Source organism: Pseudomonas sp. St316 (genome assembly GCF_018325905.1).
In the GTDB taxonomy this organism is placed as follows: Bacteria; Pseudomonadota; Gammaproteobacteria; order Pseudomonadales; family Pseudomonadaceae; genus Aquipseudomonas.
Genome location: NZ_AP021901.1, coordinates 5,019,609 through 5,045,720 on the forward strand (window position 1 = coordinate 5,019,609; position 26,112 = coordinate 5,045,720).

Consider the following 26,112-nt stretch of genomic DNA (forward strand, 5'->3'; position numbering starts at 1 on the left):
CGTCCTCAGGTCTGGCGACCAAAAAGCTGGAAAATCTGCCAGCTTTCGTGAAAGCGGAAAGTGCTGGCAATTCGCCGATACGACAAAAAACCGTCACAAAAAACCGCCTCACACATCGCCCTATCGACACTTCTTCACGTTGCTTAAAAATCTGCATGGAACTTTTATTGACGCCTAAAAGCCGTCAGAACCCGCAGATTCAAAGGCTTTCGCTTTGAACAATGTGCCGGTTTTTTTCAGGCACATAAGTTTTTTTCGGCATAAGTCTTATGAGAAATTCTTCTTAGGTTTTGCTCAGGATGTTCTTAGCTGTGTTGTTACAAGGTTGAAACGGTTTTGATCTTAAACACGTCAATATTTTGGCGACAAGCGAAGCACTACAGACCTCAGGAGATGCACCCCATGCGCGTTCTAACCCCCCTCTGCAGCGCGGTTTTGTTGGCCATGGCCTGCTCTTCTCAGGCGCAGGCCATGTCTTTGACCGAAGCGATCCAGAGCACCATTGCCACTCACCCAGAGCTGGCACAACGGGTGGACAGCCGTCTGTCGGCCAATGAAGACGTCAAGGTCGCCCGAGGGGGCTTTTTCCCGTCGGTGGATTTGAATGCCGGTTACGGCCGTGGCTATAGCGACAACACCAACACCCGGGCCTTGGGCAATCACCACACCAATATCCTGACCTACACCCAATCGGAGCTGCGCCTGCGGCAGATGATCTTTGACGGGTTCAACACTGCTAATGAAGTGGAACGTACCCAGGGCGTGGTCAATTCCCGGGCCTATTACGCCCAGGGCACCGCCCAGGATCTGGCGCTGCGCACCATTGAGGTCTACCTGGAAGTGCTCAAGCGTCGCGAGTTGGTGACCCTGGCCAAGAACAACCTGCAGGCGCACCTGCGGGTCAACGACCAGATCGGCCTGCGCACCGAGCGTGGGGTGGGCAGCACCGCTGACTCCGACCAGTCCAATGCCCGTCGGGCCCTGGCGGAAAACAACTACGACACTGCCGAGGTCGACCTGGCCGACGCCGAGGCGAACTTCTACAGCGTGGTTGGGCGCATGCCTGATGAACTGGAAGCGCCGCCCTCGACCAAAGGCGAAATCCCCGCCGACCTGCGCGAAGCCCAGCAAAGCATGGTGGATAACAACCCGTACCTGAAATCGGCCCAGGCCGACATACAGTCCGCCGAGAGCCAGTACGAAGTGGCGAAGTCGCCGTTCTACCCACGCTTCGACGCCGAGGCGGCGGTGGGCGCCAATAACAACATCGGTGGCGAAGAAGGCCACGACAACAACTGGCGGGTCGGCGTGGTGATGAACTACAACCTGTTCCGCGGTGGCAGCGACAAGGCGCGACTGGCGTCCAACGCCCACCAGATCAACCAGGCCATGGACATCCGCAACAATGCCCTGCGCCAGCTCAACGAAGACACGCGCCTGGCCTGGAACGCGATGCTCAACGCGCGCAAACAGACCCCCACCGCCCGGGAATATGCCGAGACCACCGCCCGTGTCCGCGCCGCCTACCAGGATCAGTTCGGTCTCGGCCAGCGCACCCTGCTCGACGTGCTCGACAGCGAAAACGAGCTGTACAACGCCAACCGTCGCTACACCGAGGTGCGTTACACCGAGGAGTACTCGATGTACCGGGTGCTGGCGAACATGGGCCTGCTGCTGCACAAACAACGGGTCGTGCTGCCGGCCGATACGGTCGCGCAGACCGAAGTCAAGAATCAGGCTCGGCTGCCGGAACTGAAGTAGCCCCCTCCAAAAAAAAATGGGAGCGAACACTGTGACCAGCATGGAACCCGCAACCCTTGGCGCCGATCCGCGCCTGAACTTCGATGATCCCTTGCTGGACGGTCTGTTGATCCTCTGCAAACTCCATGGTGCGACGGTCAGCCGCGCCAGCCTCAGCGCCGGGCTTCCTATGGCGCACCAACGCTTGAGCCTGGACCTGCTGCCACGCGCAGCGGCCCGGGCAAGCTTGCAGGCGCGGCTGTTGCGTCGTGACCTGGAGGATATTTCGCCTCTGAACCTGCCGGTGATGCTGATCCTGGCGGGCGGCCGCTGTGCGGTACTCAGGCGCTGGGGCGAGGATGGCAAGGCGCTGATCCTACCCAGCGAAGCCGACGGCGGCGAGCAATGGGTCAGCCGCGAGGAACTGACCCTCGACTACAGTGGCCAGGCCTTGTTCGCCCGGCCGCGCCATGAACTCGAAGACCTGCGCTCGCCCCTGGTGCCGCGGGTCGAGGCGTGGTTTCGCGACACCTTGAAACTGTCGCGCTGGCTTTACAGTGACGCGATCCTGGCGAGTTTCCTGATCAACCTGCTGGGGCTGATGGTGCCGCTGTTTGTCATGCAGACCTACGACCGCGTGGTGCCGAACCAAGCCACATCCACCTTGTGGGTGCTGGCCGTGGGGCTGTTGATCGGCACCGGTTTCGAACTGGTGCTGCGGGTGGTTCGCGCCCATCTGCTGGACACCGCTGGCAAGAAAACCGACGTGATTCTCTCCGCCACCCTGTTCGAGCGCATCACCGGCATGGCGATGAAGGCCAAGCCAGTGACTATCGGCGGCTTCGCCCAGAGCATCCACGACTTCCAGGGCCTGCGCGAATTCCTCACCGCGGTGACCCTCACCAGCCTGATCGACCTGCCCTTCGCCCTGCTGATGCTGGTGGTGATCGGCCTGTTGGGCGGCTGGCTGGTGTTGATTCCGGTGGTGGCGTTTCCGATCACCATTGTCTTCGCGATGATCATCCAGGTGCGCCTGCGCGACACCGTCCAAAAAAGCCTGGCCCTGGGCGCCCAGCGCCAGGCACTGCTGATCGAAACCCTCGGAGGCTTGGAAACCCTCAAGGCCTGTAGCGCCGAAAGCGAGCGCCAGTATCAATGGGAAAGCACCCATGGCGCGCTCACCCGCCTCGACAGCCATGCGCGCAATCTCTCGGCACTGGCGACCAATGGCACGTTGTTCCTGCAACAACTGGCCGGCATGGCGACCATCGTCGCCGGGGTCTACAGCATCATCGCCGGCAACCTCAGTGTCGGCGCGCTGGTGGCGACCTACATGCTCGGCAGCCGGGTGCTCGCCCCGCTCGGGCAGATCGCCGGGCTGATCACCCGTTACCAGCAAGCCCAGCTCACCATGCGCAGCACCGATGCCCTGATGGCCTTGCCCCAGGAGCGTGACGCCAAGCAGCGGCCCTTGGATCGCACCCAACTGCAGGGCGCGCTGGACGTCAACGGCGTGACCTTTCATTACAACGGCCAGAGCACCCCGGCACTGGCCAATATCAGTTTCAGCCTCAAACCCGGCGAACGGGTCGGGATCATCGGCCGCAGTGGCTCGGGCAAGAGCACCCTGGCGCGCCTGGTGATGGGGTTCTATGCGCCGGAGGAAGGCCAATTGCTGCTGGACGGCCTGGACCTGCGGCAACTGGACGTCGCCGACCTGCGCCAACAGATCGGCTACGTCGCCCATGACCTGCCACTGCTGGCCGGCAGCCTGCGGGACAATCTCACCCTGGGCGCCCGCTACATCAGCGACGCGCGCATGCTGGAAGTGGCGGAACTGACCGGTGTCACCGAACTGGCGCGCCAGCACCCCCAAGGCTTCGACCGCCCGGTGGGCGAACGCGGGCAACTGCTGTCCGGCGGGCAGCGCCAGGCCGTGCTGCTGGCCCGGGCCTTGCTGCTCGACCCGCCGATCCTGCTGCTGGACGAACCCACCAGCGCCATGGACAACAGCAGCGAAGACGTCTTGCGGCAGAAGCTGCATACCCATGTACAGGGCAAGACCGTACTGCTGGTCACCCACCGCACCTCGATGCTGAGCCTGGTGGATCGGTTGGTGGTGCTGGATAACGGCCGGATCGTGGCGGACGGGCCGAAGGAAGCCGTGATCGATGCGTTGCGTAAAGGGCGGGTGGGCTCCGCGCCGGTGTAAGCCCCTCTAGCTGTCAACACAACACCTGTGGGAGCAAGGCTTGCCCGCGATGCAGGCGCCTTGGTTCCAGTGAGATCGCGTTAGCTTCATCGCGGGCAAGCCTTGCTCCCACAGATAACCCTCTCAAGCCACAGGTATGTGTTCGGCTTATTTCACTTAACTGACGGGGACCGTCCCATGTCCGCTCAAACACCCGACCCAGCCGCCCGAAGCTACTTCGGCAGCTTCAGCAAAAGCGCCGAAAGCGAATTCATGCCGGAAACCGCTGGCGCCACGCTGCAGGACTCGCCGCGCCGCTCGCGCGTCACCGTATGGCTGGCCGCCGGGTTGATCGTCACTGGGCTGGTCTGGGCCAAACTGGCGGTCTTGCAGGAAGTCACCACGGGCGAAGGCAAGGCGATTCCATCGAGCAAGATCCAGGTGATCCAGAATCTGGAGGGCGGCATCGTCACCGAGATTTTCGTCCGCGAAGGGCAGATGGTGAACAAGGGCGACACCCTGCTGCGCCTGGACGACACGCGCTATCAATCGAACAAGGGCGAGAGCGAGGCCGACCGCTATGCCTTGACCGCCCAGGTCGAACGCCTGTCGGCCGAGGCCGAGGGCCGGCCGTTCAATCTTTCGGCCGAAGTGATCGCCAAGGCCCCGCAAGTGGCCGAGGACGAGCGCTCGTTGTACGAACAACGCCAGCGGCGCCTGGCCAGCGAGCAACGCACCCTGACTGAACAACTGCGGCAAAAGACCCAGGAACTGGCGGAGTTTCGCTCCAAGCAGGGCCAGTTCAGCTCGGCCCTGGCCTTGCTGCAAGAAGAAATGAACATGTCCACCCCGCTGGTGAAGACCGGGGCCGTGTCGCCGGTGGAGATCCTGCGACTCAAACGCAGCGCGGTGGAAATCCGCGGTTCGCTCAACGCCACCACCCTGGCTATTCCCCGGGCAGAATCGGCGATCAACGAGATCAAGAGCAAGATCGACGAGTCGGAACAGACCTTTCGCTCCGAAGCAGCCAAGGACCTCAACGAGAAACGCACTGAACTGTCGAAAATCACCGCCTCGAGCATCGCCATCGACGACCGCGTGACCCGCACCACCGTAGTCTCGCCGGTGCATGGGGTGATCAAGCAACTGAAGGTCAACACCATCGGCGGCGTGGTGCAGCCGGGCAACGACATGGTGGAGATCGTGCCCCTGGAAGACAACCTGCTGATCGAAGCCAAGGTCCGCCCCCAGGACGTGGCGTTCCTGCACCCGGGCCAGAAGGCCATGGTCAAGTTCAGTGCCTACGACTACACCATCTATGGCGGGCTCAGCGCCAAGCTCGAACTGATCGGCGCCGACACCATCACCGACGACAAGGGCAACAGCTTCTACCTGATCCAGGTGCGCACCGACAAAAACCACTTGGGTGGCGACGTGAAGCCGCTGCTGATCATCCCGGGGATGGTGGCGACGGTGGATATCATTACCGGGGAGAAGAGTGTGCTGGATTACTTGCTCAAGCCGGTGTTGAAGGCGCGGACCGAGGCGATGCGCGAGCGGTAGCTTCTAACTGGGATCCTCTCTGAGCATGAGGCCGCCATCGCGAGCAAGCTCCCGCAGTTGATCTTCAGTGCACACAAGATTTGTGATCACCATCAATCCAATGTGGGAGCGAGCTTGCTCGCGATGGCGTCGGCGAGGACGACCATTATTTCTCAGCATGATTGCGCCGAAAGGTCTCCTGCCCCATCGCCGCAATCTGCCCCTCGATCAACGCCTCGAACGGCTTCAGCAACGGCTCGAAGCTGCTCGGCGCTTCCAATGTCTGCAACGCCTGGACAATCGCCTCCACCGTCGACAACGCCCCAGGGCCCGGCGCCTTGCGCAAGCGATAACGCGACACCCCACCTTCGGCCAGGGTCACCCGCGGCAACGCCGCCAGCAGTGGGTTGAGGTGCAGCAGCTTGCGCGCCTTGCGCCAGGTGCCATCGGGCACGACCAACAGCAGCGACTCACCGGACGGGGCATAGGCTTGAAGCGGCTGCGCATCCTCGGCGGGAAACAACAGCCGCGCCTGATAACCCGGTTGGTTGAGCAACCCGGGCAAATCCTCGAACACCTCACCCACGATCAATTCGGCGTTGCGCAGCCCCAACGCCGCCAGCCGGGCCGTGTTCAAGGCGTGGTTCACTTCGCTGGGGTGCTGCAACAGCAAGACGCGGGTGCGGCTGTCGAGACTGGGGATCAACGGGCACAGGCAATGGCTTTGTGGCCTGAGGCAGCGCGGGCATTGAGTTCTGGACATGGTCAGGCCTGGTTCAGTTGAGCTTTGAGCAAATCGCGGAAGGTCTGGATCAGCGGCTCGCGGCTGCGACCACGGCGCACGATCATCGAAAACGGCGCCTGATAGCCGAAGGTCGCCGGCAGCAACACGCGCAAATCGCCCTTGTCGACCCACGCCTGGGCGTAGTGCTCGGGCAGGTAACCGACGTAGGCCCCGGACAACACCAGAATCAACTGCGCCTCCATGCTCTCCACCGTCGCCGCGCTGTGCTTGAAGCCATGACGGGCCAGTTCGGCCTGGCTCCAGTAACCGCGCCCGACCATGCGCTGCTGGGTGATGACTTGCTCGGGGATGCGCCGCTCGTTGAACAACGGGTGACGGTTGCTGCAATACAACCAGTGCTGCTCACGGTACAGCGGCATGTAGACCAGCCCGCTCATGCGCGTGGAAAACGCACCGATGGCCAGGTCCAGGCGGTTGTCCTGCACGCCGAGTTGCAGCTCGTAAGGGCTCATGACCGACAAATGCAAATGCACCGCCGGATGCTCCTGGCTGTAGGCGCCGATGGCTTCGGCGAACGGCAAGGCCTTATCGCTGACGGTGGAGTCGATCACCCCCAGGTTCAACGTGCCGCGCAATTCACCCTTGAGCGCGGCGGCGTACTGTTCGAACCCTTCGAGCTCGCCCAACAGGCGCAGGGTTTCCTGATGGAACAACTCACCTTTGCTGGTCAGGCTGAACCCGCCCCGGCCGCGATGACACAACACCAGGCCCAGGGCCGACTCGAGCTGGCTCATGTAGGTGCTGATGGCCGACGTGGACAGGTTGAGCTCGTGCTGGGCGTTGGCGAACCCCTGGTGCCGGACCACGCTGGTGAAGATACGCAGCAGTTTCAGGTCGGGTAGAGCGTTGGCCATTGGGGGTGTCTCCATACAGGCGGGTTCACCGCACACTTTGTGGCGAGGGGATTTATCTGTGGGAGCAAAGCTTGCTCGCGATACGGGCGCCTCGGTTCCAGGGGAAACCGCATGAACTTCATCGCGGGCAAGCCTTGCTCCCACAAACTTGCTCCTGCCTTGCTGCCACAGCGTCGCTTGCGCAGATTGATCGGGAGTCTATCGCCCCACTCGCCATTAGTTTAGAAAAATCTGAACTAAGTATTTGCCGCCAGCGATTCTTCCCATTCCAGGCTTTTCGCAGAATCGGCCCCTGATAAATAAAACAACGATGAGGCCCTACCCGTGGACAAGATTCTTCACCAGCCACTGGGCGGCAACGAAATGCCGCGCTTCGGCGGCATCGCCACCATGATGCGACTCCCCCATTTGCAAACCGCTGCCGGCCTGGACGCTGCCTTCGTTGGCGTGCCGCTGGACATCGGCACCTCCCTGCGCGCCGGAACCCGATTCGGGCCGCGGGAGATCCGCGCCGAATCGGTGATGATCCGTCCCTACAACATGGCCACCGGTGCCGCGCCGTTCGACTCGCTGTCGGTGGCCGACATCGGTGACGTGCCGATCAACACCTTCAATCTGTTGGACGCGGTGCGGATCATCGAGGAGTCGTACCACAAGATCCTCGAACACGACGTCATCCCCCTGACCCTGGGCGGCGATCACACCATCACCCTGCCGATCCTGCGGGCCATCCACAAGAAACACGGCAAGGTTGGCCTGGTGCACATCGACGCCCACGCCGATGTGAACGACCACATGTTCGGCGAGAAGATTGCCCACGGCACCACCTTCCGCCGCGCCGTGGAAGAAGGCCTGCTCGATTGCGACCGCGTGGTGCAGATCGGCCTGCGGGCCCAGGGCTACACCGCCGATGATTTCAACTGGAGCCGCAACCAGGGTTTTCGCGTGGTCCAGGCCGAAGAATGCTGGCACAAATCCCTGGCCCCGCTGATGGCCGAAGTACGTGAGAAAGTCGGCGGCGGCCCGGTGTACCTGAGCTTTGACATCGATGGTATCGACCCGGCCTGGGCCCCTGGCACCGGCACCCCGGAAATCGGCGGCTTGACCACCATCCAGGCGATCGAAATAGTCCGTGGTTGCCAGGGCCTCGACCTGGTCGGTTGCGATCTGGTAGAAGTCTCGCCGCCGTACGACACCACCGGCAACACCTCGCTGCTGGGCGCCAACCTGCTGTACGAGATGCTCTGCGTACTGCCTGGCGTGGTTCATCGCTGAGGTGCGCCCATGAACCCACAGGCCCAGGTGCTCCAGGCCGCCGCAAACTTGGTGTCGGCCTTCGCCCGCAATGACCGCGACGCCTACTTCGGCGCGTTCACCGACGATGCGAGCTTCGTGTTCTACACACTCCAACAGCCCCTGCTGTCACGCGATGCCTACCAGGTGTTGTGGGATCGCTGGCGGTCCGAGGATGGCTTCGAGGTGCTCAATTGCACCTCGAGCAACGCCTTCGTCAGCCTGCAAGGGGACGTGGCGATTTTCATCCATGACGTGGCCACCGAGCTGCGCATGCAAAGGGAGCTTCACTTTAGCCAGGAGCGCGAAACCATTGTGTTTCGCCAAGAACAACAAGGCCTATGGCTGGCCTGCCACGAACATTTGTCCGCAATGCCGGAAGGGCTGCCAATCCCTTAGCAACAGGTGACGCCCGCACACGACGGGCGCGCCTTTATGATCGGAGCAGATCATGCATAACAATAACGACAACAGCCTTACGCAAATTGAAACCTTCGGGGTCGAACAGATCCCGGACCACGAACGCACCGCTGGCCCAAGCGACCTGTTTCGCCTGATCTTCGGCGGCGCCAATACCTTTGCCACCGCCGTGCTCGGCAGTTTCCCAGTGCTGTTCGGCCTGTCATTCCAGGCCGGGGTCTGGGCCATTGTGCTGGGCGTCCTGGTGGGTTCGATCATCCTCGCGCCCATGGGCCTGTTCGGCCCGCTCAATGGCACCAACAACGCGGTTTCTTCCGGTGCGCACTTCGGCGTGCACGGGCGAATCGTCGGCTCGTTCCTTTCGTTGCTGACCGCCATCGCGTTTTTCTCGCTGTCGGTGTGGAGTTCGGGGGACGCGTTGATCGGCGGCGCCAAGCGGCTGATCGGCGTGCCGGAAACCGACCTGAGCCTGGGCCTGGCCTACGGCCTGTTCGCCCTGCTGGTATTGACGGTGTGCATCTACGGCTTCCGCTTCATGCTGTGGGTCAATCGCATCGCCGTGTGGGCGGCCAGCCTGCTGTTTTTGCTGGGCATTTTCGCCTTCGCACCGACCTTCGACAGCCAGTTCGCCGGCACCGTCAGCCTCGGCCAGCCGGGCTTCTGGGCGGCGTTTATCGGCGCAGCGCTGGTGGCCATGAGCAACCCGATTTCCTTCGGTGCGTTCCTCGGTGACTGGTCGCGCTACATCCCCCGCAACACGCCCAAGCGCCGCATCATGCTGGCCGTGATCGCTGCGCAACTGGCGACATTGATTCCGTTTCTGTTCGGCCTCGCCACCGCCACCATCGTCGCGATCAAGGCGCCGGACTACATCGCGGCCAACAATTACGTGGGTGGGCTGCTGGCGGTTTCGCCGAGCTGGTTCTTCCTGCCGGTGTGCCTGATCGCGGTGATCGGCGGCATGTCCACCGGCACCACGTCGCTGTATGGCACTGGCCTTGACATGTCCAGCGTGTTTCCACGGGTGCTGTCGCGCGTCAAGGCGACGTTGCTGATCGGCGTACTGTCGATTGCCTTCATCTTCATCGGGCGCTTCGCGGCGAATCTGGTGCAGAGCGTCTCGACCTTCGCCGTGCTGATCATCACCTGCACCACGCCATGGATGGTGATCATGATCATCGGCCTGCTGGTGCGCCGTGGCTTCTACTGCCCGGATGACCTGCAAGTGTTCACCCGCGGCGAAACCGGCGGGCGCTACTGGTTCAGCCACGGCTGGAACTGGCGCGGCCTGGGGGCGTGGATCCCCAGCGCGCTGGTGGGGTTGTGCTTCGTCAACCTGCCGGGGCAGTTCGTCGGGCCGCTGGGGGAACTGGCCGGCGGGATCGACATCAGCCTGCCAGTGACCCTGGGCCTGGCCTCGGTGGTGTACCTGGTGCTGCTGGGGGTGTTTCCAGAGCCGGCGGCGGTGTATGGACCGGAGGATCCGCGTAGCGAGGGATCCTCGGAGCCAATCGATAAACCCTCCCTCAGACAGACCGCCTGACCCGAGACAACGAAATACCTGTGGCGAGGGAGCTTGCTCCCGCTGGGCTGCGCAGCGGCCCCAAGCTTTTAGCGGTTGCTGCGCAACCGAGCGGGAGCAAGCTCCCTCGCCACAACAGCGCGTTCGCACTGAGGCTGCAGTGCCAGGGACAGCACCGCCTCGTCCCATAAAAAAAAGACAATCGGAGACACGCCATCATGGCTTTGGACTTAATCGTCGTTCTCATCTACGCCGCCGGCATGATCGCCCTCGGCTGGTACGGCATGCGCCGCGCCAAGACCCGTGACGACTACCTGGTCGCCGGGCGCAACCTCGGCCCGGGCTTTTACCTGGGCACCATGGCCGCCACCGTGCTGGGCGGTGCGTCCACCATTGGCACCGTGCGCCTGGGCTACGTCTACGGCATTTCCGGATTCTGGCTGTGCGGCGCCATCGGCCTGGGCATCGTCGGCCTCAGCCTGTTCCTCGCCAAGCCGTTGCTCAAGCTCAAGATCTACACCGTGACCCAAGTGCTGGAGCGCCGCTACAACCCGACCGCGCGCCAGGCCAGCGCGCTGATCATGCTGGTTTATGCGCTGATGATCGGCGCCACCTCGACCATCGCCATCGGCACCGTGATGCAGGTGCTGTTCGGCTTGCCGTTCTGGGTGTCGATCCTGGTGGGCGGTGGTGTGGTGGTGCTGTATTCCACCATCGGCGGCATGTGGTCGCTGACCCTCACCGACATCGTGCAATTCCTGATCATGACCGTTGGCCTGGTGTTCCTGCTGATGCCAATGTCCATCGTCGATGCCGGCGGCTGGGATGCAATGGTGGCGGCATTGCCGGCCAGCTACTTCGATTTCACCGCGATTGGCTGGGACACCATCCTCACCTACTTCCTGATCTACTTCTTCGGCATTTTCATCGGCCAGGACATCTGGCAGCGAGTGTTCACCGCTCGCAGCGAAAGTGTGGCGAAAGTGGCTGGCACCGCCGCCGGCCTGTACTGCGTGCTGTACGGCCTGGCCGGTGCATTGATCGGCATGGCGGCCAAGGTCTTGCTGCCGGACCTGGCGAACGTCAACAACGCCTTCGCCAGCATCGTCCAGACCAGCCTGCCCAACGGCATTCGTGGATTGGTGATCGCCGCCGCCCTGGCAGCCCTGATGTCCACCGCCGCAGCGGGCCTGCTCGCGGCGTCCACCACGGTCGTCCAGGACTTGCTGCCCCGCCTGCGCCAGGGTCGTGAAAGCGGCAGCGGCGACGTCCATGAAAACCGCATCGCAACCTTGTTGATGGGAGCGGTGGTCTTGGTGATCGCCCTGGTGGTCAGCGACGTCATCAGCGCCCTGACCCTGGCCTACAACCTGTTGGTGGGCGGCATGCTGATCCCGCTGATCGGCGCCATCTACTGGAAACGCGCCACCACCGCCGGCGCGATCACCAGCATGTCGCTGGGCTTCCTGACCGCGCTGTTCTTCATGCTCAAGGACGGCCTGGACGCCAACACGCCGATCTACTACAGCCTGAGCGTGGCACTGGTGAGTTTCGTCGTGGTGAGTGTGTTGTCGCCACGGCCGAGTGCGGTGGCCAAGGTGGTTTGACCGCCAACTCTCGGCAATGAGATCCCTGTGGGAGCGAGCTTGCTCGCGATGACGGCGGTACATTCAACATAAATGCATCCCCGTCCACCGCTATCGCGAGCAAGCTCGCTCCCACAGATTCTGTCTTGAACAATAAAAAGATCGCAGTTCCGGGCCATCTCTATTGAAATGGTCCGGAACTGCGATCTCTCCAAATTCCTGGTGGGTTTACCGGCGGCGCGGTTGGCGGCGGCGTTGATCGTCATCGGTGCGGATCGGTATCGGTTGCATCGGTGGCTCGATCAGGCCAAGCGCAACACCCAGGTCGTGAAGCCAATTCTGGATTTTCTCTTTCATCGTGGTGCCCCCTCAGGGTGGTACGAGCGGCAAATTACTGTGGCCCCTTCGCACTGATAATAGTCCGATGTTCTACGCAATGCTCGTCTCAGTTTGCAATGATCTGTTACTGAATTGATCCAAATCCACCTCCCGGAGTTCAAGCCGATTGCGCCGTCGTCATGGACGCTCGCGGCCAGGCCTGTTGTTGCAATTCGATCCAGGCGTTGAGGTTGGCCCCGACCATGCCTTTGCGCCACATCAGCCAGGTCGTGGCGCTGGCAAACGGCTCGGCCAGCGGATGCACCGTCACCCGCTCGCGGCCCGGCAGGCTGGCCAGCATCGACTCGGACATCAACGCCACCCCGGACCCGGCGATCACACACGCCAGCATCCCTTGGTAAGACTCGATTTCCATCGCCCGGCCCATGGTCGCGTGGTCATGGGCAAACCAGGCCTCCAAACGCATCCGATAGGAGCAACCACGCCGGAACGTGAACACCGCGCGTCCCTGCACATCCAGCGCGCTGCGTACCGGCGCATGATCGGCCTCGGTAATCAGTACCAACCGCTCGTCGCACAACGGCACGCCGTCGAGCCCCGCCAGCTCCAGCGGGCCGTCCACCAACGCCGCGTCGAGACGATTGGTGAGCAGGCCCTCAAGCAATTCGCCACTCGGCCCGGACTGCACTTGCAGGTTCACCGCCGGATACGCCCGGTGATAAGTCGCCAGCAAGTCCGGCAGATGCGTCGCCGCCGTGCTGTACATCGTGCCCAGCAGAAAATCCCCGGCCGGCTGCCCGCCCTGCACGGCGGCATGGGCCTCGTCGTGCAAGGCGAACAGCCTGGCCGCATAGTCCAATAGGACTTTTCCTGCCGGTGACAACTGCAAACGCTGACGCTCACGCAGGAAAAGGTCCACGCCCAGTTGCTCTTCAAGCTGCTTGAGCCGGGTCGAAAGGTTCGACGGCACCCGGTGCAGGCGCTCGGCGGCCCGGGTGATGGAACCTTCCTCGGCCACGGCCTGGAAAATCCGTAATTGGCTGAACTCCACGACATTCTCCAAAAAAGAACAAGTTACTCACTATTATTCATTTTTAATGAAAGTCAATCGGTCCTAGCCTGACGGTCATTCGCCTCGACGCTGGAGAACGACCATGTCACCTCTTATTCGCCTGCTCGGCAGTTTCATCGCTCTGATGATGGCCATGGGCATCGGCCGCTTCGCCCTTACGCCCCAGTTACCTCATTTGATCGGCGAAGGTCAGATCGACTTGACCGCCGCCGGTCTGATTGCTGCGGCCAACTACCTGGGTTATTTCCTCGGCGCGCTGGATGCCATGTTCGCCCGCCGTCCGGAACAGGTGCGGCAGCGGTTGCTCGGCGGCTTGTGGTTGTGCGTGCTGCTGACCTTGTCGTCGTTCTGGGCCTGGGGTTTCTGGCCACACCTGGCCTTGCGTTTTGGCACTGGCGTGGCGAGCGCCTGGGTGCTGGTGATGATCACCGCCCTGAGCCAACCCTTGGCAGCCACGGCGGGACGGCCACGGCTCGGCGCACTGGTGTTTGCCGGACCGGGGCTGGGAATTTTCCTGACCGGCCTGCTCGCCCTGGGTTCGAACCTGCTGGGCCAGACCTCCGCGACGCTGTGGCTGGTGTATGCCGGCGTGGCGTTGGTGATGCTGCTGGTGATCTTGCCGATCCTGCCACAGCCCGCCGCCGCGGTCGTTGCAACACCCGTCAGCGCCTCGCCAAACCGTGGCATCACTCGACTTGGCGTGGTGTACGCCCTGTACGGTGTGGGCTACATCATTCCGGCGACATTCCTGTCGCAGATGGCCTCGGCGCAGTTCCACGGGCAATGGCAAGCAGACCTGTTCTGGCCCTGCTTCGGCTTGGCGGCCGCCAGCGGCGTGTTGCTGGTCAGCCTGCGTCGCCCCAACCCGAACACCACCGGTCGCTGGCTGATGGGTACGCTCTGGCTGCAAGCCGCTGGAGTATTTGCCTGCCTGCTGGGCAGTGGACCGGGGCTGGCGTTGGGGGTGATCCTGTGTGGCACGCCGTTCCTGGCTTGTATGCAGCTGGTGATGCTGCGCTCCCGGGAACTGGCGCCCCACGCCACCCAGCGCAACGCTGGCCTGTTGACCGCCTGCTTTGCCGTGGGCCAGCTCAGCGGGCCTCTGCTGGCGGCGTTGAGCAGCCATTTCAGCGGCGGCCTGCAACCAGCGCTGATCATCGCCGGCAGCGGTCTGCTGCTGGCCGGCGGCCTGCTGCTGCGGCCCGCCAGCCGGGGCGCGGCAAGGCCATGCGCCCAGACCGCGCTGCGTTGATCAGGCCTGGCTGAGCGATGGGCTCAGGTGCGCAGCCAACTCGCGTCGCGCCAAGGCGAAATACAACACCCCGCCGAGGAAGCAACCGGTGAACCAGGCAAAGTTGGCCATCGGTTGCAGCAGCGGTGTGAAGGTGATCGCCACGCCCATCAACGTCGCCGGGATCAACGCCTTCACCGCAGTCCAGTTAATGCCGCCACTGTAGTAATAGCGCCCGCTCGGCCCGTCATTGAACAGCGCGTCGACGTCGATCTGCTGTTTTTTGATCAGGTAGTAATCCACCAGCAGGATCCCGAACAGCGGGCCGATGAACGCCGCCAGCACGTCGAGGGTGTAGTGGATCACTTCAGGGTTATTGAACAGGTTCCACGGCGTGATGAAAATCGAGGCCACCGCCGCGATCATGCCGCCGGCGCGCCAGCTGATCTTGCTGGGCGCGACGTTGGCGAAGTCGAACGCCGGGGAAACGAAGTTGGCGACAATGTTGATGCCTATGGTGGCGGTCACGAAAGCAAAGGCGCCCAGCAAGACGGCCACACTGTTGTCGATGCGCGCCACGGTGGCAATCGGGTCGTGGAGCATTTCGCCGAACACCGGCAAGGTCCCGGAAACGATCACCACGGTGACCAGGGAGAACGCCAGGAAATTCACCGGCAGCCCCCAGAAATTCCCCCGGCGTACGTCAGACATGCTCCGGCAGTAACGGCTGAAATCGCCGAAGTTCAGGGTCGGACCGGAAAAGTACGACACCACCAGCGCCGTCGCCACGATTACCTGGCCGAACGCTTGCCAACCGGACAGGGACTTTTCCCCCAGGGTGAAGCTGATGTTGCTCCAGCCGGCCTTCCACACGATCCAACCGGCCAACAGGAACATCACCGCATAGACCACCGGCCCGGCCCAGTCGATGAAACGACGGATCGATTCCATACCGGTCCAGAACACCAGCGCCTGGACGAACCACAAGCTGAGGAAACCGAACCAGCCCAGGTAGGACAAACCGGCAAAATGCGGCGTCGCGTAGGCTTCCATCGAAGGAAAAAACCGCAACACCACAATGATCAACGCACTGGAGGCCAGGTACGTCTGAATGCCGTACCAGGCCACGGCGATCAAGCCACGAATGACGGCAGGAATATTCGCCCCGAACACGCCGAACGCCAGCCGACAGATCACCGGGTACGGTACTGCCGCCTGCTGGCTCGGCTTGGCGACCAGGTTGGCGATCAACTGCACGATGCAGATCCCACCCAGCAAGGCGATCAACACCTGCCAGCTTGCCAGGCCCAACGCGAACAGGCTGGCGGCGAATACGTAGCCACCCACGCTGTGCACATCGCTCATCCAGAAGGCGAAAATGTTGTACCAATTCCATTTCTGCGGCAGCGGGCCCAAGTCCTCGTTATAGAGGCGGGGGCTGTAGCCGTTGGGCAATTGCTCGGACATTGCGGGGCTCCTTTTGAGTACCGCCGTGCCCCCGCATCGACCTGCTCACCATACTGCGCACGGGAGCCGGCATGGTTTGTATACGAAGCGCTACGCAGAATGCGTGCCACAGGCGAAGAATGTGAGACAAACCGCGGTGTGCAGCGAGGTTAAAAGCCAAGCAAAAGCAGGCACACGCCCATGAACAGGGCGTGAGTGCATGCTAAAGGTGCAGGATTTTGTATACAGAGGAAGGTCGTAGCGCGCCGCGGTGTGGGAGCAAAGCTTGCTCGCGAAACAGGCGCCTCGGTATCAGAAAGACCGCATCGCCTTCATCGCGGGCAAGCCTTGCTCCCACAGCTGGCCTCCCTGGCCACATTAAATCCTTACTTGCCACAGATGCTGTGGCTCGGCTGAGATCAACTCAATTCAATGCGATCGGCATGAATGACAATCTGCCCATTCTTGTACAGCGCACCAATGGCTTTCTTGAAGTTGCCCTTGCTCACGCCAAACAGGCTGCTGATCAGCACCGGGTCGCTCTTGTCACTGACCGGCAACGTGCCGTTGTTCTCACGCAACTTGGCGAGGATCTTGGCGTTCAGGCTGGTGGCGGCTTCCTGGCCCACGGGCTGCAGGCTCAGGCTGATCTTGCCGTCCGGGCGGATTTCCTTGATGAAGCCTTTTTCCTGTTTGCCAGCACGCATGAACTTGAAGATTTCGTTCTTGTGGATCAGGCCCCAGTGCTTGTTGTTGATGATTGCCTTGAAGCCCATGTCAGTGGCTTCGGCGACCAGCAAGTCAACTTCCTGGCCCGGCGTGTAGTTGGCCGGGGTCTTGTCCAGATAACGATCCAGACGCGCGGTGGCGGTGATGCGGCGGGTGTGCTTGTCGAGGTAGACGTGCACCACGCAGTACTCGCCGGCGGTCAACTGGCGCTTTTCTTCGGAGTACGGCAGCAACAGATCCTTGGGCAGCCCCCAGTCCAGGAACACGCCGATGCTGTTGACTTCAGCCACTTTCAGGCTGGCGAACTCACCCACCTGAACTTTAGGCTTTTCCGTGGTGGCGATCAGTTTGTCGTCGCTGTCCAGATAAATAAAAACATTGAGCCAGTCTTCATCTTCACTGGGAATATCCTTGGGAATATATCGGTTGGGCAGCAGGATTTCGCCGTCCGCACCGCCGTCCAGATATAAACCGAAGTTAGTGTGTTTAACCACTTGCAAACTGTTGTAGCGCCCGACTAAAGCCATTTCCAATACCCTCATTGCGTGGGCGGCATTCTACCCGGTTTTGCGGCGCGATTCGTGGCCGCAGGCGATGTTTGCTGGCAAGGCCCTGCACAGCCATTGATTTTCCTGGGCTTTCGACGCAGGCACGGCCATTCGTCAGGCGGCCGACGGTGCGTACAGCTCGCCCTCAACGCCGTATTTCGCCCAGTGTGTTATTTAAAAACAGAGGCTTAGGGCAATAATTGCCAGATAACCGCTCATTATTCCCATCACGACAGCGATAATTCAGAAGGATATTTACCAAGCAATTGTCAAGTATTTCCTGTACGATGCCTGGCCCAATTAATTATCTACAGGTTAATGGCCGTCATGCGCGTAAAAGCATCCAACAGCAAAGCAAAGCCAGCTCCAGCCGTTGAAACCAGCGAGTCGATCAACGACCAGATCGCCGCGTTTCTCAAGTCCGGCGGCGAGATCCAGCAAATTGCCAAAGGCGTCAGCGGCCAGACATTCGGCCCGTCCAAGCAGATCAGCCTGGGCAAGAAGTAACCAACGCGTCACCTGGTCCCAAAGCGCTTTGAGCTTCGAAGCGCTTGGACTGGAACCCTCCCCCGCCCCACCCATTTCCCATGAATCGACGAACGGCCTTCGCAGCCGAGCATTCGCCGGTATGCTTTCACCTCTCTAGCTCAAGCGTTTCAGCTTCGTACCGATCCTGCTTCTCGCTATTTCTGGAGTGAAGCATGCGTATCCCTATTGTTGTGTCGATGATCGGCCTTATGACCTGTTCCCTCGCTCAGGGGCAGGTGTTCCAGCGCGAGCTCGGCGACTTCGACCTCAAGCTCGGCACCACGCCCAGCCGCAGCATGGCCCAGGGCCTGGTCACGCCGTCGAGCACCGGCTCGTTCCATGGTGGCCTGGACCTGAGCCATGACAGCGGCTGGTACGTCGGCCAGTGGTCACCCAGCGCCGGCCTGACACCTTCCGCCGATCTTGAAGTCGATTCCTACATGGGCTTTAAACAACCCTTCGACCAGACCCTCGGCTACGAAGTCGGCCTGATCCACTACAGTTACCCCACCGTCGATACCCTCGACAGCCAGGAGTTCTTCGGCGGCCTGACCGTGCTCGGCAGCCGCTTCGGCGCAGCCCTGAGCAACGACCCGGACAAACAGAACAGCACGCTGTTTGCCGACTTGGGCGGCAACATACCGTTCGGCATTGGCATCAGCGCCAAATACACCACCCACCAACTCAACACCCCTGTCTCGGTCGAGAACGGTTATGTCGGCAGTTTCAGTGACTGGTCATTGAAAATTTCCCGCCCATGGAAGGGCCTCGACCTGGACCTGATCTACAGCGACTCAAGCCTCAGCGGCAGCAGTTGCTCGGCGTATTCCGGCCACAACAGCGAATGCGACAGCCTGCTGACCCTCAAGATGGCCCACCCTTTTTACTAAGCGTTACGCATCTAATCGGCTGAACTGCCGCGCCTCTGCAATGCTCAAACAAAGCACCTACGCCCTCGCAAGGACTCGCTCATGCCGCGCTGGTTGACCCGCATTGCCATGTTCATCGCCCTGCTGCTGACGCTCACTGCCTGCAGCCGCATCGGCCTGGCCTACCGCAACCTCGACTTGATCATTCCCTGGACCCTCAACGATTACCTGGAGATCAATGGCGAGAAAAAGGACTGGTTCAACGAACGCCTCAAGGAACACCTGAGCTGGCATTGCACCACCCAACTGCCCGGCTACCTCGACTGGCTGGATCGCCTCAAGACCATGGTACAAACCGACCAGGTGACCGACGAAGCCCTCCAACAACGCACCCGGGAAGCCAAGGCCGCCATCGCCGAGACCGCCCGGGAAATCACCCCCTCGGCCATCGAACTGCTGCAAGGCCTGAACGACGACCAAGTCGATGACATGGACGCCGCCTTCGTCAAGGACCAGCGCAAACGCCAGAAGGAATACCTCAAGCCGTCCTTGCAGGAGCAGATCCAGGCACGCAGCGACCGCATGGAGAAACGCCTGAACGACTGGCTCGGCCCGCTCAATGATGCCCAGCGCCAGCGCGTGATGGCCTGGTCCACCGCCCTCGGCGACCAGAACCAGCAATGGATCGCCAACCGCGCCCACTGGCAAAACCAGTTCAGCCAAGCCGTGGCCCAACGCCACAGCCCCGACTTCCCCAAACGCATCGAACAATTGCTGGTCAACCGCGAAAGCCTCTGGACCCCCGCCTACCGCGAGGCCTTCAGCAAAACCGAAGCCCAGGCCCGCAGCCTGCTGGTGGACCTGATGGCCGAAAGCACACCGACCCAGCGCGAACGGCTGCTGAAGAAAATCGACGGGGTAAAGAAGGATTTCACTGATTTGAAGTGCCTGAAGGCAGCACGTTCCTAAAACCACTGAGATCCCATTTGAGAGCGAGCTTCTGTGGGAGCAAGGCTTGCCCGCGATAGCATCACCTCGGTCCATCTGATAGACCGTGTTGCCTGCATCGCGGGCAAGCCTTGCTCCCACACAAGCCCAGCTCCCACGGGATTCAGTACAGGCCTGTCAGGCAATCTGCGCCTTCGAAGCCAAATCCTCGAACGTAAACTCATCCAGCGCATCGTCCTGCTCATCCAGCACCTGGCGCGGATGATCATTGCCCGGGATGCTGCTGTCGATCAGGCTTAACAACCGCGAACCACGCGGCGTCAGCACAAAGTTCTCGCCATTACCGCCCTCTTCCTCCGGCCTAGGCTCGATATAGTTACGCTGCAGCAACAACTTTTCATACTCCCCGGCAACCGCTTTCAGATGATCGAGGTTCTCGATCGCCTCGCCTTCAGCCGCTTTCGCTGCCGCGTACTGCTCCGCGTAAGCCCGAGGAGCAAAGCTGTGACCGGCGCCGTTCTGCACTTCGTGCAACAACAGTTCGATCAAGTCCCAGTTATAAGTCGTCATCCTGGTCCATCCTCCAAAGAGTGAGATGCCTACCTAGGTTGTGACCGAGGCGCTGCGCCGCCGTTCAGCCGGGTTTCCAGGCGGTCTCAACCTTGAACCGACCAACGGCCTGTCGAATTGCTCCCAGGCCAGACGACCAACTGTTGAAGGCCGATTTAGCGGCCCTGACCACAGGAGACATCACCATGAACGTAGAGAATCATCCAGTCGTCTCGCGGGAAGAATGGCTCGCCGCCCGCCGCCAACACCTGGCCCACGAAAAAGCCTTCACCCGCGAACGAGACAAACTCAGCGCCGAACGCCGCGCACTGCCCTGGGTAAAAATCGAAAAACCCTACCGCTTCCAAGGCCCACAAGGCGAACTGAGCCTGACCGACCTGTTCGGCGGACGCAGCCAACTGATCATCTATCACTTCATGTTCGGCCCCGGCTGGACAGAAGGCTGCCAAGGCTGCTCGTTCCTATCCGACCACATCGACGGCGCCAACCAACACCTGGCCCACCACGACGTCGCCGTGGTGGCCGTTTCGCGAGCGTCCTTCGCCGAATTCCAACCCTTCAAGCACCGCATGGGCTGGAGGTTCGACTGGGTCTCGTCGCAAGCCTGCGACTTCAACTACGACTTCGGCGTCAGCTTCAAAGCCGAAGACACCGCCGCCGGAAAAGCCACCTACAACTACGAAAAAACCGACAGCGCCGAAGGCGAACTCCCTGGCCTGAGCGTCTTCTATCGCAACGAAGCCGGCGACATCTTCCACACCTACTCCACCTACGCCCGTGGCCTGGACATCCTGGTCGGTACCTACAACTACCTCGACCTGACGCCCAAGGGCCGCAACGAAGACGAAATCATGGACTGGGTGCGGCATCACGATAAGTACGAAAAGGCCGAGCCACGTAGCTGCTGCCATGGTTGATGCGCCAACCCGCGCAAGTCGAGCGCGATCCCCGTGGCGCGGGAGCTTGCTCCCGCTCGACTGTGCAGCAGTCGCCCGTTTTTGCCTTAACCACAGCGCTGCGCAACAGGTTTGAGGTAATCGGAAGAGCTGCGAGCGCAGGTAACAGAATTAATGACAACGGGCGACTTCTCAGTCGCCCGCTTCATAGCATTAATTTGCTTATCGACGATGGCCCTGCTGAGCCTGCATGTATTGGCGAAGAAGCTGATTGATGCGTGTTTGATAGCCCGCGCCCTGCCCCTTGAACCACTCGACCACATCGGCATCAAGGCGAATGGTCACCGCCTGCTTGACCGGCACACGCAGCTCAGCGCGCCGGAAGAAATCCTCATCTAGTTCAGGGATATCGCTGGTATCGATGTCCGCGTCATTCAACTTGGCCAAGCGCTCCCAGTCAGTTTTCGATGTTTTCGACATAACGTATGGCCTCTTGTTTAGTGGCTTTACGAGCGGAGATGATGCGAATCACATTACCCCGTCGCTCGGTGTACACGACCACGCCAATCATCGCTTTGATCAGTCCAATAGTGATCCAGCGCTCTTCGCCGTAGTCCATTCGCTCATCGTGCAAGGCCAGCATCGGGTGCTGAAAGATGTCCGGCACGTCGTTGAAGTCGATACCGTGCTTAAGGACGTTGGCCCGGTTCTTGGCTTCGTCCCATTCAAATAGCATGGGACCTTCTGTACTTACTTACGTACATACACACTACTCTCCTCCGCAAAAATACACAGCCCTTGGTAGCTCAAGAACTGACCATCGGATCACTAGCGACATTGGAAAAAATTCAGGAGACGAAAACGTGTTCGGCGCAGGACGCCTCGTTCCCTAAGATTATTGTCGTAACTGCCCATCTAAAATCAGTCGCATCCGGTAAAGAAGTGCGAAAGGTCCTGTACGGAGATGGAAACCTCCTGCGAAACGGACAGACAAGATGACAAACAGGTCCTAAGTAGGAAACGGGGGCTCACTCCGCCATTACGATGAATACGAAGGAGCCAAGCTCCACGCTCGCTGCTGCTAAGCACAACCCTCAAATCAATCGCTGCTCCCGTGGCGAGGGAGCTCCCGCTCGGCTGCGCAGCAGGCGCTTGCTTTACCTGGGCCAAAGCCAACAACTGCTAGGTCAAAGGTCCTACATAAAGCTCGGAAAGCGGCGTCTTGTGAGCTGAGAGCGGACCACCCTATATTGCTTCGTCGCCCAAATAGACGACCGGGTTTGGCGACCCGAATCGACAGAGAGACTCACCAACTTTCGAGGCTCTTGCTATGACCAGATACATGCCCATCACCGGCATCGACTGCATCCCCGCCACCCTGCTCATCGACACCGAAGCACCACTCGACGTCCTGTTCGAAACCGCCGACTACCGCATCCGCACCGTGACCCAAGTGCTGGAAAACATCGCATTCCGCTCGGATATCAGCTCCGATACGCTGGTGCTTTCGGACTTTTGCAAGATGCTGACGATAGCCTTGCGTGATGGGTGCGACGTGATGGATGTGATTGGAAGACGGCTGCGAGCTCAAGCGGCTGAATAACGAAAACGGGCGCCCCTTGGGTCGCCCGTTTTTCACATGCACAGATAGCAAAAGTGATCGAGATATTTACAGCGTTTGACCCCGCAGAATATCTCAGCACACCAGAGGCCATTGCGAGAAAACCAGAGAAAAGGCCCCGCCTCAGAAAGCGGGGCTATTTTGCTTCGCAGGTGCATGGCGACTACTTGCCCGCCTCCTCAACTGCCTCCGTGTTCCGAGGACCGAAAGAATATTTCAGGGCCCGTGCCTTCATGGTCCGCGGATCAGGTAAACCTACAGTCTCTGGGCCCGCAAAGCCGGTGACACCTTTGCTGAACGTGGGATTGATCGCATCGAACAGGAAGCTGAAACCTTGTTTGAGCGAGCTCTGGGCGATGCCGTGACACCCCATGCAGCCGCCCATGGTCAGGCTTTGAGTGCTGTGGTCGTAATCCGGTACCTTGATGTTTGGCTGGTTGCGCGCATTGGTCAGGATGTTGGTATTCGGGATGGGGAATACGTTGCTCCCACGAAACAGCTGGATTCCCGGCTGGCTGCTTTCGACCATGATATTGGCCAGGTAGTAATCCGGATCGGTTTGAGTGCTCGACGGGATGGCCTGTACCCCCTTGAGCCGATAGTGCTTCCAGACCGAACTGTTGAACTCGCTGCTGCCGTCCATGAGCTGCTTGACCTGGTCGTTCACCGCTACGACTTCGGAATGCATAGTGAGCGGTTGCACGACCCGGATCGGCCCGGCCTGCCCTTCGGGGATCCCGTTACTGCCGGAGTACACCGGCGGATTAAGGGCCGCGTTTGCGACTTCGCCCTCTTTCGGCAGGGAAACCGTGTAGGTTTTATTGCCGTCAGAGAAGGTGGCGGTCGGGGGATTGTTTATATCGAAACCGGGATAATCAATCTTGTTGTAGTTGGCGATGTAGTAGAGCCCGGTCGGTGATTTACCGTCGGCCAGCGTCAGGGCGTCCTCGTGCTCGAACGTGGCGAAGATGAAGGTTGGGTAGTTGGGCGTCTTATGGATGATGTGCAAGGCTACCAGTGCGTAGTCTTCGTTCTGCGCCACCGGGTCACTGTCGAGGCCCTTATAGGTCACCACCTTCGCCGTATGGTAGCGCCCGCGATTTTGTGCCGGGATGTCTGCCAGCTTGCGCCATGTCGCCTTGACCTCAACCGCGCCGTCGGGCAGCACTACATGGGTATCCGGGAAGCTGCTCAGGCCTTTCGCATACTCATAAATGACGGGGTTCGCCTTGGCCTCGAACAGAATCTGGCTGTCGTTTGACGGGGCATAATCGCCCCGTGTCTTCGCCACATTTGGCGGATTGGTCGGGAAGAAAATAGCGTTTTGTCCTATTTGGGTCGCTTCATCCAGATTGTTGTAAAGATTAAAGGTGGCGCCTGGCGCCAAACGAATACCCTTGGGAAATTGTATATAGCTGTATTGCGGGTCAGAACCAAACGGACGCGTCGGACCACCTGCGGTGTTTTTTTGTGGTCCTGCTGGAAACAACTCGGTGCGGTGAGCGAAGGTTTGCCATAACAAGGGGCTGGGAGACGTTGGCATCATGCCCGAATCGGCAAAGCTGCTGCCGGGGTTGCCGACGCCACGGTTGGCCGGCAACGGTGCCTTGGCGGTATTGTTCAGTGCGAAAAAGCTCCGCCAGGCGAACGTTGCATAGTCGGTATGACTCAGGCCCGTCGCCAGGTCAGCGGGCAATTGCGGGTTGTTCCCCGTGAGATCGTTTGTAGTAATGCCATAGGAAACACCCAATCCGGAGGGGTAGGCAGAACGTCCGGAAAAAGCGAAATAGGGTGCCCATTTGAGCCCATCGGTTGAATAAAAAGTATTGGGGCCACTGCTGATGAATAGGCGGTCATTGAACATCGTCGCGCTGTTCAAGAAACTCTTGCCAGGGATCCCCGTCAGTCCCTGCTTCGCGCCCCAATTACCTCCTCGGTCATAAGTACGTTCGAACAGGCCGCCGTTAAAAAAAGTGTAATAGACCCTCAAATTACCGTTATAGACGACCGGTACCAGGTTCCCAATCGTGTCGGGGCCTTCCTGGAATGCGGTTTTTTCCGGGCTCCATCTAAGGCCGTCGTAGGTCACGTAGTAAACCGCCTTGCCGCCGTTCTCGTTGTACAAGACAAACAACTGACCGTTGTACACGACGGCTTTGTTACTCAGCGCGGTATGGATTGTATTGACCGAGTCCACAGGGGACCAATGGGTGCCGTCGTCGGAACTGATGGTCTTTAACTGTTGGCGCGGGGCGTCGGCAAAGGTCAGTACCAGCTTTTGCTTGAATACGGTGACGGAGACGCCACTGTAGATGTTACCGACCGGGATAGTGTTCGGTGCAGACCAGGCCTTCCCCTCTGTTGAATACGAGAAATAGATATTTTTTTGATCAGTGTTGCTGGCCCAGAACATGTAGACCTTGCCCTTGAACGACTGCACCACGGGGACAAAGTACGATGAACTGTAGGGCACCACGCTCGTTGAAGAAGGCTTGCCACTTGAGGCATCCGGATGATCAAAAACATCGACTTCAATCCCCACGCCTTGTTGCGGCGTTGCGACAATCACACTCTGCGCATAGGTCGAGGAGATAATAAATAAACCACACAAGCACAACATCAGCCGACTGAGTATTGCTTCAATGCTCATAGATTCATTCCTTGAGTGAGTGTCTACCACAGGCCTGACATGTGCCTGGGTAGTTATTCCATTGCTGAAGCGTGATCTGCACTGACCGCGAAGTGCCAGGCTCAACCGTTTTTGTACTCACCTGCGTTGTTATTCATGGATAACACATGGGGTTGGAGGGCATCGACTGCAGGCACGCTCCGGCTTTTGCAGGCGGATGTGCGGCAGGCGCATCCTCCATGGTAGTCGACTGTTTAATATCGGCTAGGCGAACGCCGAAAAAGACCTCAAGCGGTGGCGACTCAAGGTGAACTTTCCATCCAACTCGGGCCTCAACCCATTATCTGCCCAACAAGGAATACGAGGCTCCATGATGAAAAACCTCCTGAAGCTCACCCTCGCCGCCGCCCTCACCTGCGCCTTGCCAGCCTGGGCCACTTGCACGCCAGAGGAAGCGACCGCCAAGCGCGAACAATTGGCAAATGAAGTGACCAAGCTCACCGAGCAGAACCCGGACAAGGCCAAGGAAATGAACGACGAGTTGCAGGCCATGGACCTGGAGACTGCCAGCAAGGATGTGCCGGACAAGTGCCAGTTGATTGATAAGCGCTTGGAAGAGTTGAAGAACGCGAAAAAGAAAGCCGGGTAATCAGCCAAAGCCGAGCATCACCCGCTTTTTGTGGCGAGGGGATTTGTGGGAGCAAGGCTTGCCCGCGATGAAGGCGACGCGGCT

At 60.3% G+C, this 26,112-nt stretch carries 24 protein-coding genes; 14 read left to right on the top strand and 10 right to left on the bottom strand.

All coding sequences use genetic code 11. From position 1 onward, the window contains the following. Positions 1–402 precede the first annotated feature (402 nt). The 3 genes from KI237_RS22315 (at position 403) to KI237_RS22325 (ending at position 5,494) form a co-directional block, all read left to right on the top strand. Positions 403–1,761, top strand: coding sequence for a TolC family outer membrane protein (locus KI237_RS22315; RefSeq protein WP_212797088.1), 1,359 nt, complete (start codon positions 403–405; stop codon positions 1,759–1,761). Positions 1,762–1,792: 31 nt separating this feature from the next. Beyond that, entirely contained in the window at positions 1,793–3,952 is a 2,160-nt protein-coding gene (locus KI237_RS22320; protein ID WP_212797089.1) for a type I secretion system permease/ATPase, read from the top strand. Between the two features lie 177 nt (positions 3,953–4,129). Then, positions 4,130–5,494 carry an HlyD family type I secretion periplasmic adaptor subunit gene (locus tag KI237_RS22325; protein WP_212797090.1) on the top strand — a complete coding sequence of 455 codons (1,365 nt, stop codon included), beginning with the start codon at positions 4,130–4,132 and terminating at the stop codon, positions 5,492–5,494. Positions 5,495–5,639: 145 nt separating this feature from the next. Here the strand turns inward: KI237_RS22325 and KI237_RS22330 are convergent, their stop codons facing one another. Both KI237_RS22330 and KI237_RS22335 read right to left on the bottom strand, forming a co-directional pair. Continuing rightward, positions 5,640–6,236 (bottom strand): tRNA-uridine aminocarboxypropyltransferase, encoded by a 597-nt coding sequence (locus KI237_RS22330; RefSeq protein WP_212797091.1) that lies wholly within the window; start codon positions 6,234–6,236, stop codon positions 5,640–5,642. Between the two features lie 2 nt (positions 6,237–6,238). After that, positions 6,239–7,132 (bottom strand): LysR family transcriptional regulator, encoded by an 894-nt coding sequence (locus KI237_RS22335; protein WP_212797092.1) that lies wholly within the window; start codon positions 7,130–7,132, stop codon positions 6,239–6,241. A gap of 324 nt (positions 7,133–7,456) precedes the next feature. Here KI237_RS22335 and speB point away from each other — a divergent pair, with 324 nt between their 5' ends. The 4 genes from speB (at position 7,457) to KI237_RS22355 (ending at position 11,974) form a co-directional block, all read left to right on the top strand. Beyond that, on the top strand, positions 7,457–8,407 hold the full coding sequence (gene speB / locus KI237_RS22340; protein WP_212797093.1) for an agmatinase: 951 nt from the start codon (positions 7,457–7,459) through the stop codon (positions 8,405–8,407). 9 nt (positions 8,408–8,416) lie between these two features. Then, entirely contained in the window at positions 8,417–8,824 is a 408-nt protein-coding gene (locus KI237_RS22345) for a YybH family protein (protein ID WP_212797094.1), read from the top strand. 49 nt (positions 8,825–8,873) lie between these two features. Next, complete coding sequence (locus KI237_RS22350) at positions 8,874–10,388, top strand: purine-cytosine permease family protein (protein ID WP_249410763.1); 1,515 nt, start codon at positions 8,874–8,876, stop codon at positions 10,386–10,388. A 197-nt stretch (positions 10,389–10,585) separates the two neighbouring features. Next, the gene (locus KI237_RS22355) at positions 10,586–11,974 is read left to right on the top strand and encodes a sodium:solute symporter family protein (protein ID WP_212797096.1); all 1,389 of its coding nucleotides are present in this window, start codon (positions 10,586–10,588) and stop codon (positions 11,972–11,974) included. 207 nt (positions 11,975–12,181) lie between these two features. Here the strand turns inward: KI237_RS22355 and KI237_RS30775 are convergent, their stop codons facing one another. Together KI237_RS30775 and ptrR are read right to left on the bottom strand one after the other, a co-directional pair. Next, positions 12,182–12,310: a PA1414 family protein gene (locus KI237_RS30775; RefSeq protein ID WP_283246241.1), complete on the bottom strand. Its 129-nt coding sequence runs from the start codon at positions 12,308–12,310 to the stop codon at positions 12,182–12,184. Between the two features lie 139 nt (positions 12,311–12,449). Further along, the gene (gene ptrR / locus KI237_RS22360; protein WP_212797097.1) at positions 12,450–13,343 is read right to left on the bottom strand and encodes a putrescine utilization regulator PtrR; all 894 of its coding nucleotides are present in this window, start codon (positions 13,341–13,343) and stop codon (positions 12,450–12,452) included. A 103-nt stretch (positions 13,344–13,446) separates the two neighbouring features. Between ptrR and KI237_RS22365 the strand changes: the two genes are divergently transcribed. Then, positions 13,447–14,616 (top strand): MFS transporter, encoded by a 1,170-nt coding sequence (locus KI237_RS22365; protein ID WP_212797098.1) that lies wholly within the window; start codon positions 13,447–13,449, stop codon positions 14,614–14,616. Here KI237_RS22365 and KI237_RS22370 read toward each other — a convergent pair whose 3' ends face one another. Next, a complete protein-coding gene (locus KI237_RS22370; protein ID WP_212797099.1) occupies positions 14,617–16,062 on the bottom strand; it encodes an NCS1 family nucleobase:cation symporter-1 in 1,446 nt (481 codons plus the stop codon). A 398-nt stretch (positions 16,063–16,460) separates the two neighbouring features. After that, on the bottom strand, positions 16,461–17,297 hold the full coding sequence (locus KI237_RS22375; protein WP_212797100.1) for a CvfB family protein: 837 nt from the start codon (positions 17,295–17,297) through the stop codon (positions 16,461–16,463). A 339-nt stretch (positions 17,298–17,636) separates the two neighbouring features. Here KI237_RS22375 and KI237_RS22380 point away from each other — a divergent pair, with 339 nt between their 5' ends. From KI237_RS22380 to KI237_RS22390, 3 genes are all read left to right on the top strand, one after another. Next, positions 17,637–17,825: a PFL_1563 family small protein gene (locus KI237_RS22380; protein WP_018607615.1), complete on the top strand. Its 189-nt coding sequence runs from the start codon at positions 17,637–17,639 to the stop codon at positions 17,823–17,825. Positions 17,826–18,019: 194 nt separating this feature from the next. Continuing rightward, on the top strand, positions 18,020–18,736 hold the full coding sequence (locus KI237_RS22385; protein WP_212797101.1) for a TorF family putative porin: 717 nt from the start codon (positions 18,020–18,022) through the stop codon (positions 18,734–18,736). 81 nt (positions 18,737–18,817) lie between these two features. Further along, on the top strand, positions 18,818–19,684 hold the full coding sequence (locus KI237_RS22390; RefSeq protein WP_212797102.1) for a DUF6279 family lipoprotein: 867 nt from the start codon (positions 18,818–18,820) through the stop codon (positions 19,682–19,684). 156 nt (positions 19,685–19,840) lie between these two features. On the opposite strand, the gene KI237_RS22395 is transcribed toward KI237_RS22390, so the two are convergent. Further along, complete coding sequence (locus tag KI237_RS22395; RefSeq protein WP_212797103.1) at positions 19,841–20,233, bottom strand: transcriptional regulator; 393 nt, start codon at positions 20,231–20,233, stop codon at positions 19,841–19,843. 185 nt (positions 20,234–20,418) lie between these two features. On the opposite strand from KI237_RS22395, the gene KI237_RS22400 reads away from it, so the two are divergent. Continuing rightward, positions 20,419–21,150, top strand: coding sequence for a DUF899 domain-containing protein (locus tag KI237_RS22400; RefSeq protein WP_212797104.1), 732 nt, complete (start codon positions 20,419–20,421; stop codon positions 21,148–21,150). Between the two features lie 201 nt (positions 21,151–21,351). On the opposite strand, the gene KI237_RS22405 is transcribed toward KI237_RS22400, so the two are convergent. Continuing rightward, a complete protein-coding gene (locus tag KI237_RS22405; protein WP_212797105.1) occupies positions 21,352–21,609 on the bottom strand; it encodes a BrnA antitoxin family protein in 258 nt (85 codons plus the stop codon). After that, a complete protein-coding gene (locus KI237_RS22410) occupies positions 21,587–21,865 on the bottom strand; it encodes a BrnT family toxin (RefSeq protein WP_212797106.1) in 279 nt (92 codons plus the stop codon). The genes KI237_RS22405 and KI237_RS22410 overlap by 23 nt, the downstream gene beginning before the upstream one ends. Before the next feature lie 594 nt (positions 21,866–22,459). Here KI237_RS22410 and KI237_RS22415 point away from each other — a divergent pair. Continuing rightward, positions 22,460–22,732 carry a hypothetical protein gene (locus KI237_RS22415; protein WP_212797107.1) on the top strand — a complete coding sequence of 91 codons (273 nt, stop codon included), beginning with the start codon at positions 22,460–22,462 and terminating at the stop codon, positions 22,730–22,732. A 181-nt stretch (positions 22,733–22,913) separates the two neighbouring features. Here KI237_RS22415 and KI237_RS22420 read toward each other — a convergent pair whose 3' ends face one another. Beyond that, positions 22,914–25,400, bottom strand: a complete 2,487-nt coding sequence (locus KI237_RS22420) for a sialidase family protein (RefSeq protein ID WP_212797108.1) — start codon at positions 25,398–25,400, stop codon at positions 22,914–22,916. 352 nt (positions 25,401–25,752) lie between these two features. On the opposite strand from KI237_RS22420, the gene KI237_RS22425 reads away from it, so the two are divergent. Beyond that, positions 25,753–26,028, top strand: a complete 276-nt coding sequence (locus tag KI237_RS22425; protein WP_212800678.1) for a hypothetical protein — start codon at positions 25,753–25,755, stop codon at positions 26,026–26,028. Positions 26,029–26,112 lie beyond the last annotated feature (84 nt).

What these genes read in the sequence shown, in the direction of transcription:
- KI237_RS22315 (WP_212797088.1), top strand. Translation starts at nt 403, where the DNA reads ATGCGCGTTCTAACCCCCCTCTGCAGCGCGGTTTTGTTGGCCATGGCC.
- KI237_RS22325 (WP_212797090.1), top strand. Translation starts at nt 4,130, where the DNA reads ATGTCCGCTCAAACACCCGACCCAGCCGCCCGAAGCTACTTCGGCAGC.
- KI237_RS22330 (WP_212797091.1), bottom strand. Translation starts at nt 6,236, where the DNA reads ATGTCCAGAACTCAATGCCCGCGCTGCCTCAGGCCACAAAGCCATTGC.
- KI237_RS22335 (WP_212797092.1), bottom strand. Translation starts at nt 7,132, where the DNA reads ATGGCCAACGCTCTACCCGACCTGAAACTGCTGCGTATCTTCACCAGC.
- KI237_RS22345 (WP_212797094.1), top strand. Translation starts at nt 8,417, where the DNA reads ATGAACCCACAGGCCCAGGTGCTCCAGGCCGCCGCAAACTTGGTGTCG.
- KI237_RS22355 (WP_212797096.1), top strand. Translation starts at nt 10,586, where the DNA reads ATGGCTTTGGACTTAATCGTCGTTCTCATCTACGCCGCCGGCATGATC.
- KI237_RS30775 (WP_283246241.1), bottom strand. Translation starts at nt 12,310, where the DNA reads ATGAAAGAGAAAATCCAGAATTGGCTTCACGACCTGGGTGTTGCGCTT.
- KI237_RS22365 (WP_212797098.1), top strand. Translation starts at nt 13,447, where the DNA reads ATGTCACCTCTTATTCGCCTGCTCGGCAGTTTCATCGCTCTGATGATG.
- KI237_RS22370 (WP_212797099.1), bottom strand. Translation starts at nt 16,062, where the DNA reads ATGTCCGAGCAATTGCCCAACGGCTACAGCCCCCGCCTCTATAACGAG.
- KI237_RS22375 (WP_212797100.1), bottom strand. Translation starts at nt 17,297, where the DNA reads ATGGCTTTAGTCGGGCGCTACAACAGTTTGCAAGTGGTTAAACACACT.
- KI237_RS22380 (WP_018607615.1), top strand. Translation starts at nt 17,637, where the DNA reads ATGGCCGTCATGCGCGTAAAAGCATCCAACAGCAAAGCAAAGCCAGCT.
- KI237_RS22385 (WP_212797101.1), top strand. Translation starts at nt 18,020, where the DNA reads ATGCGTATCCCTATTGTTGTGTCGATGATCGGCCTTATGACCTGTTCC.
- KI237_RS22390 (WP_212797102.1), top strand. Translation starts at nt 18,818, where the DNA reads ATGCCGCGCTGGTTGACCCGCATTGCCATGTTCATCGCCCTGCTGCTG.
- KI237_RS22395 (WP_212797103.1), bottom strand. Translation starts at nt 20,233, where the DNA reads ATGACGACTTATAACTGGGACTTGATCGAACTGTTGTTGCACGAAGTG.
- KI237_RS22400 (WP_212797104.1), top strand. Translation starts at nt 20,419, where the DNA reads ATGAACGTAGAGAATCATCCAGTCGTCTCGCGGGAAGAATGGCTCGCC.
- KI237_RS22405 (WP_212797105.1), bottom strand. Translation starts at nt 21,609, where the DNA reads ATGTCGAAAACATCGAAAACTGACTGGGAGCGCTTGGCCAAGTTGAAT.
- KI237_RS22410 (WP_212797106.1), bottom strand. Translation starts at nt 21,865, where the DNA reads ATGCTATTTGAATGGGACGAAGCCAAGAACCGGGCCAACGTCCTTAAG.
- KI237_RS22415 (WP_212797107.1), top strand. Translation starts at nt 22,460, where the DNA reads ATGACCAGATACATGCCCATCACCGGCATCGACTGCATCCCCGCCACC.
- KI237_RS22420 (WP_212797108.1), bottom strand. Translation starts at nt 25,400, where the DNA reads ATGAGCATTGAAGCAATACTCAGTCGGCTGATGTTGTGCTTGTGTGGT.
- KI237_RS22425 (WP_212800678.1), top strand. Translation starts at nt 25,753, where the DNA reads ATGAAAAACCTCCTGAAGCTCACCCTCGCCGCCGCCCTCACCTGCGCC.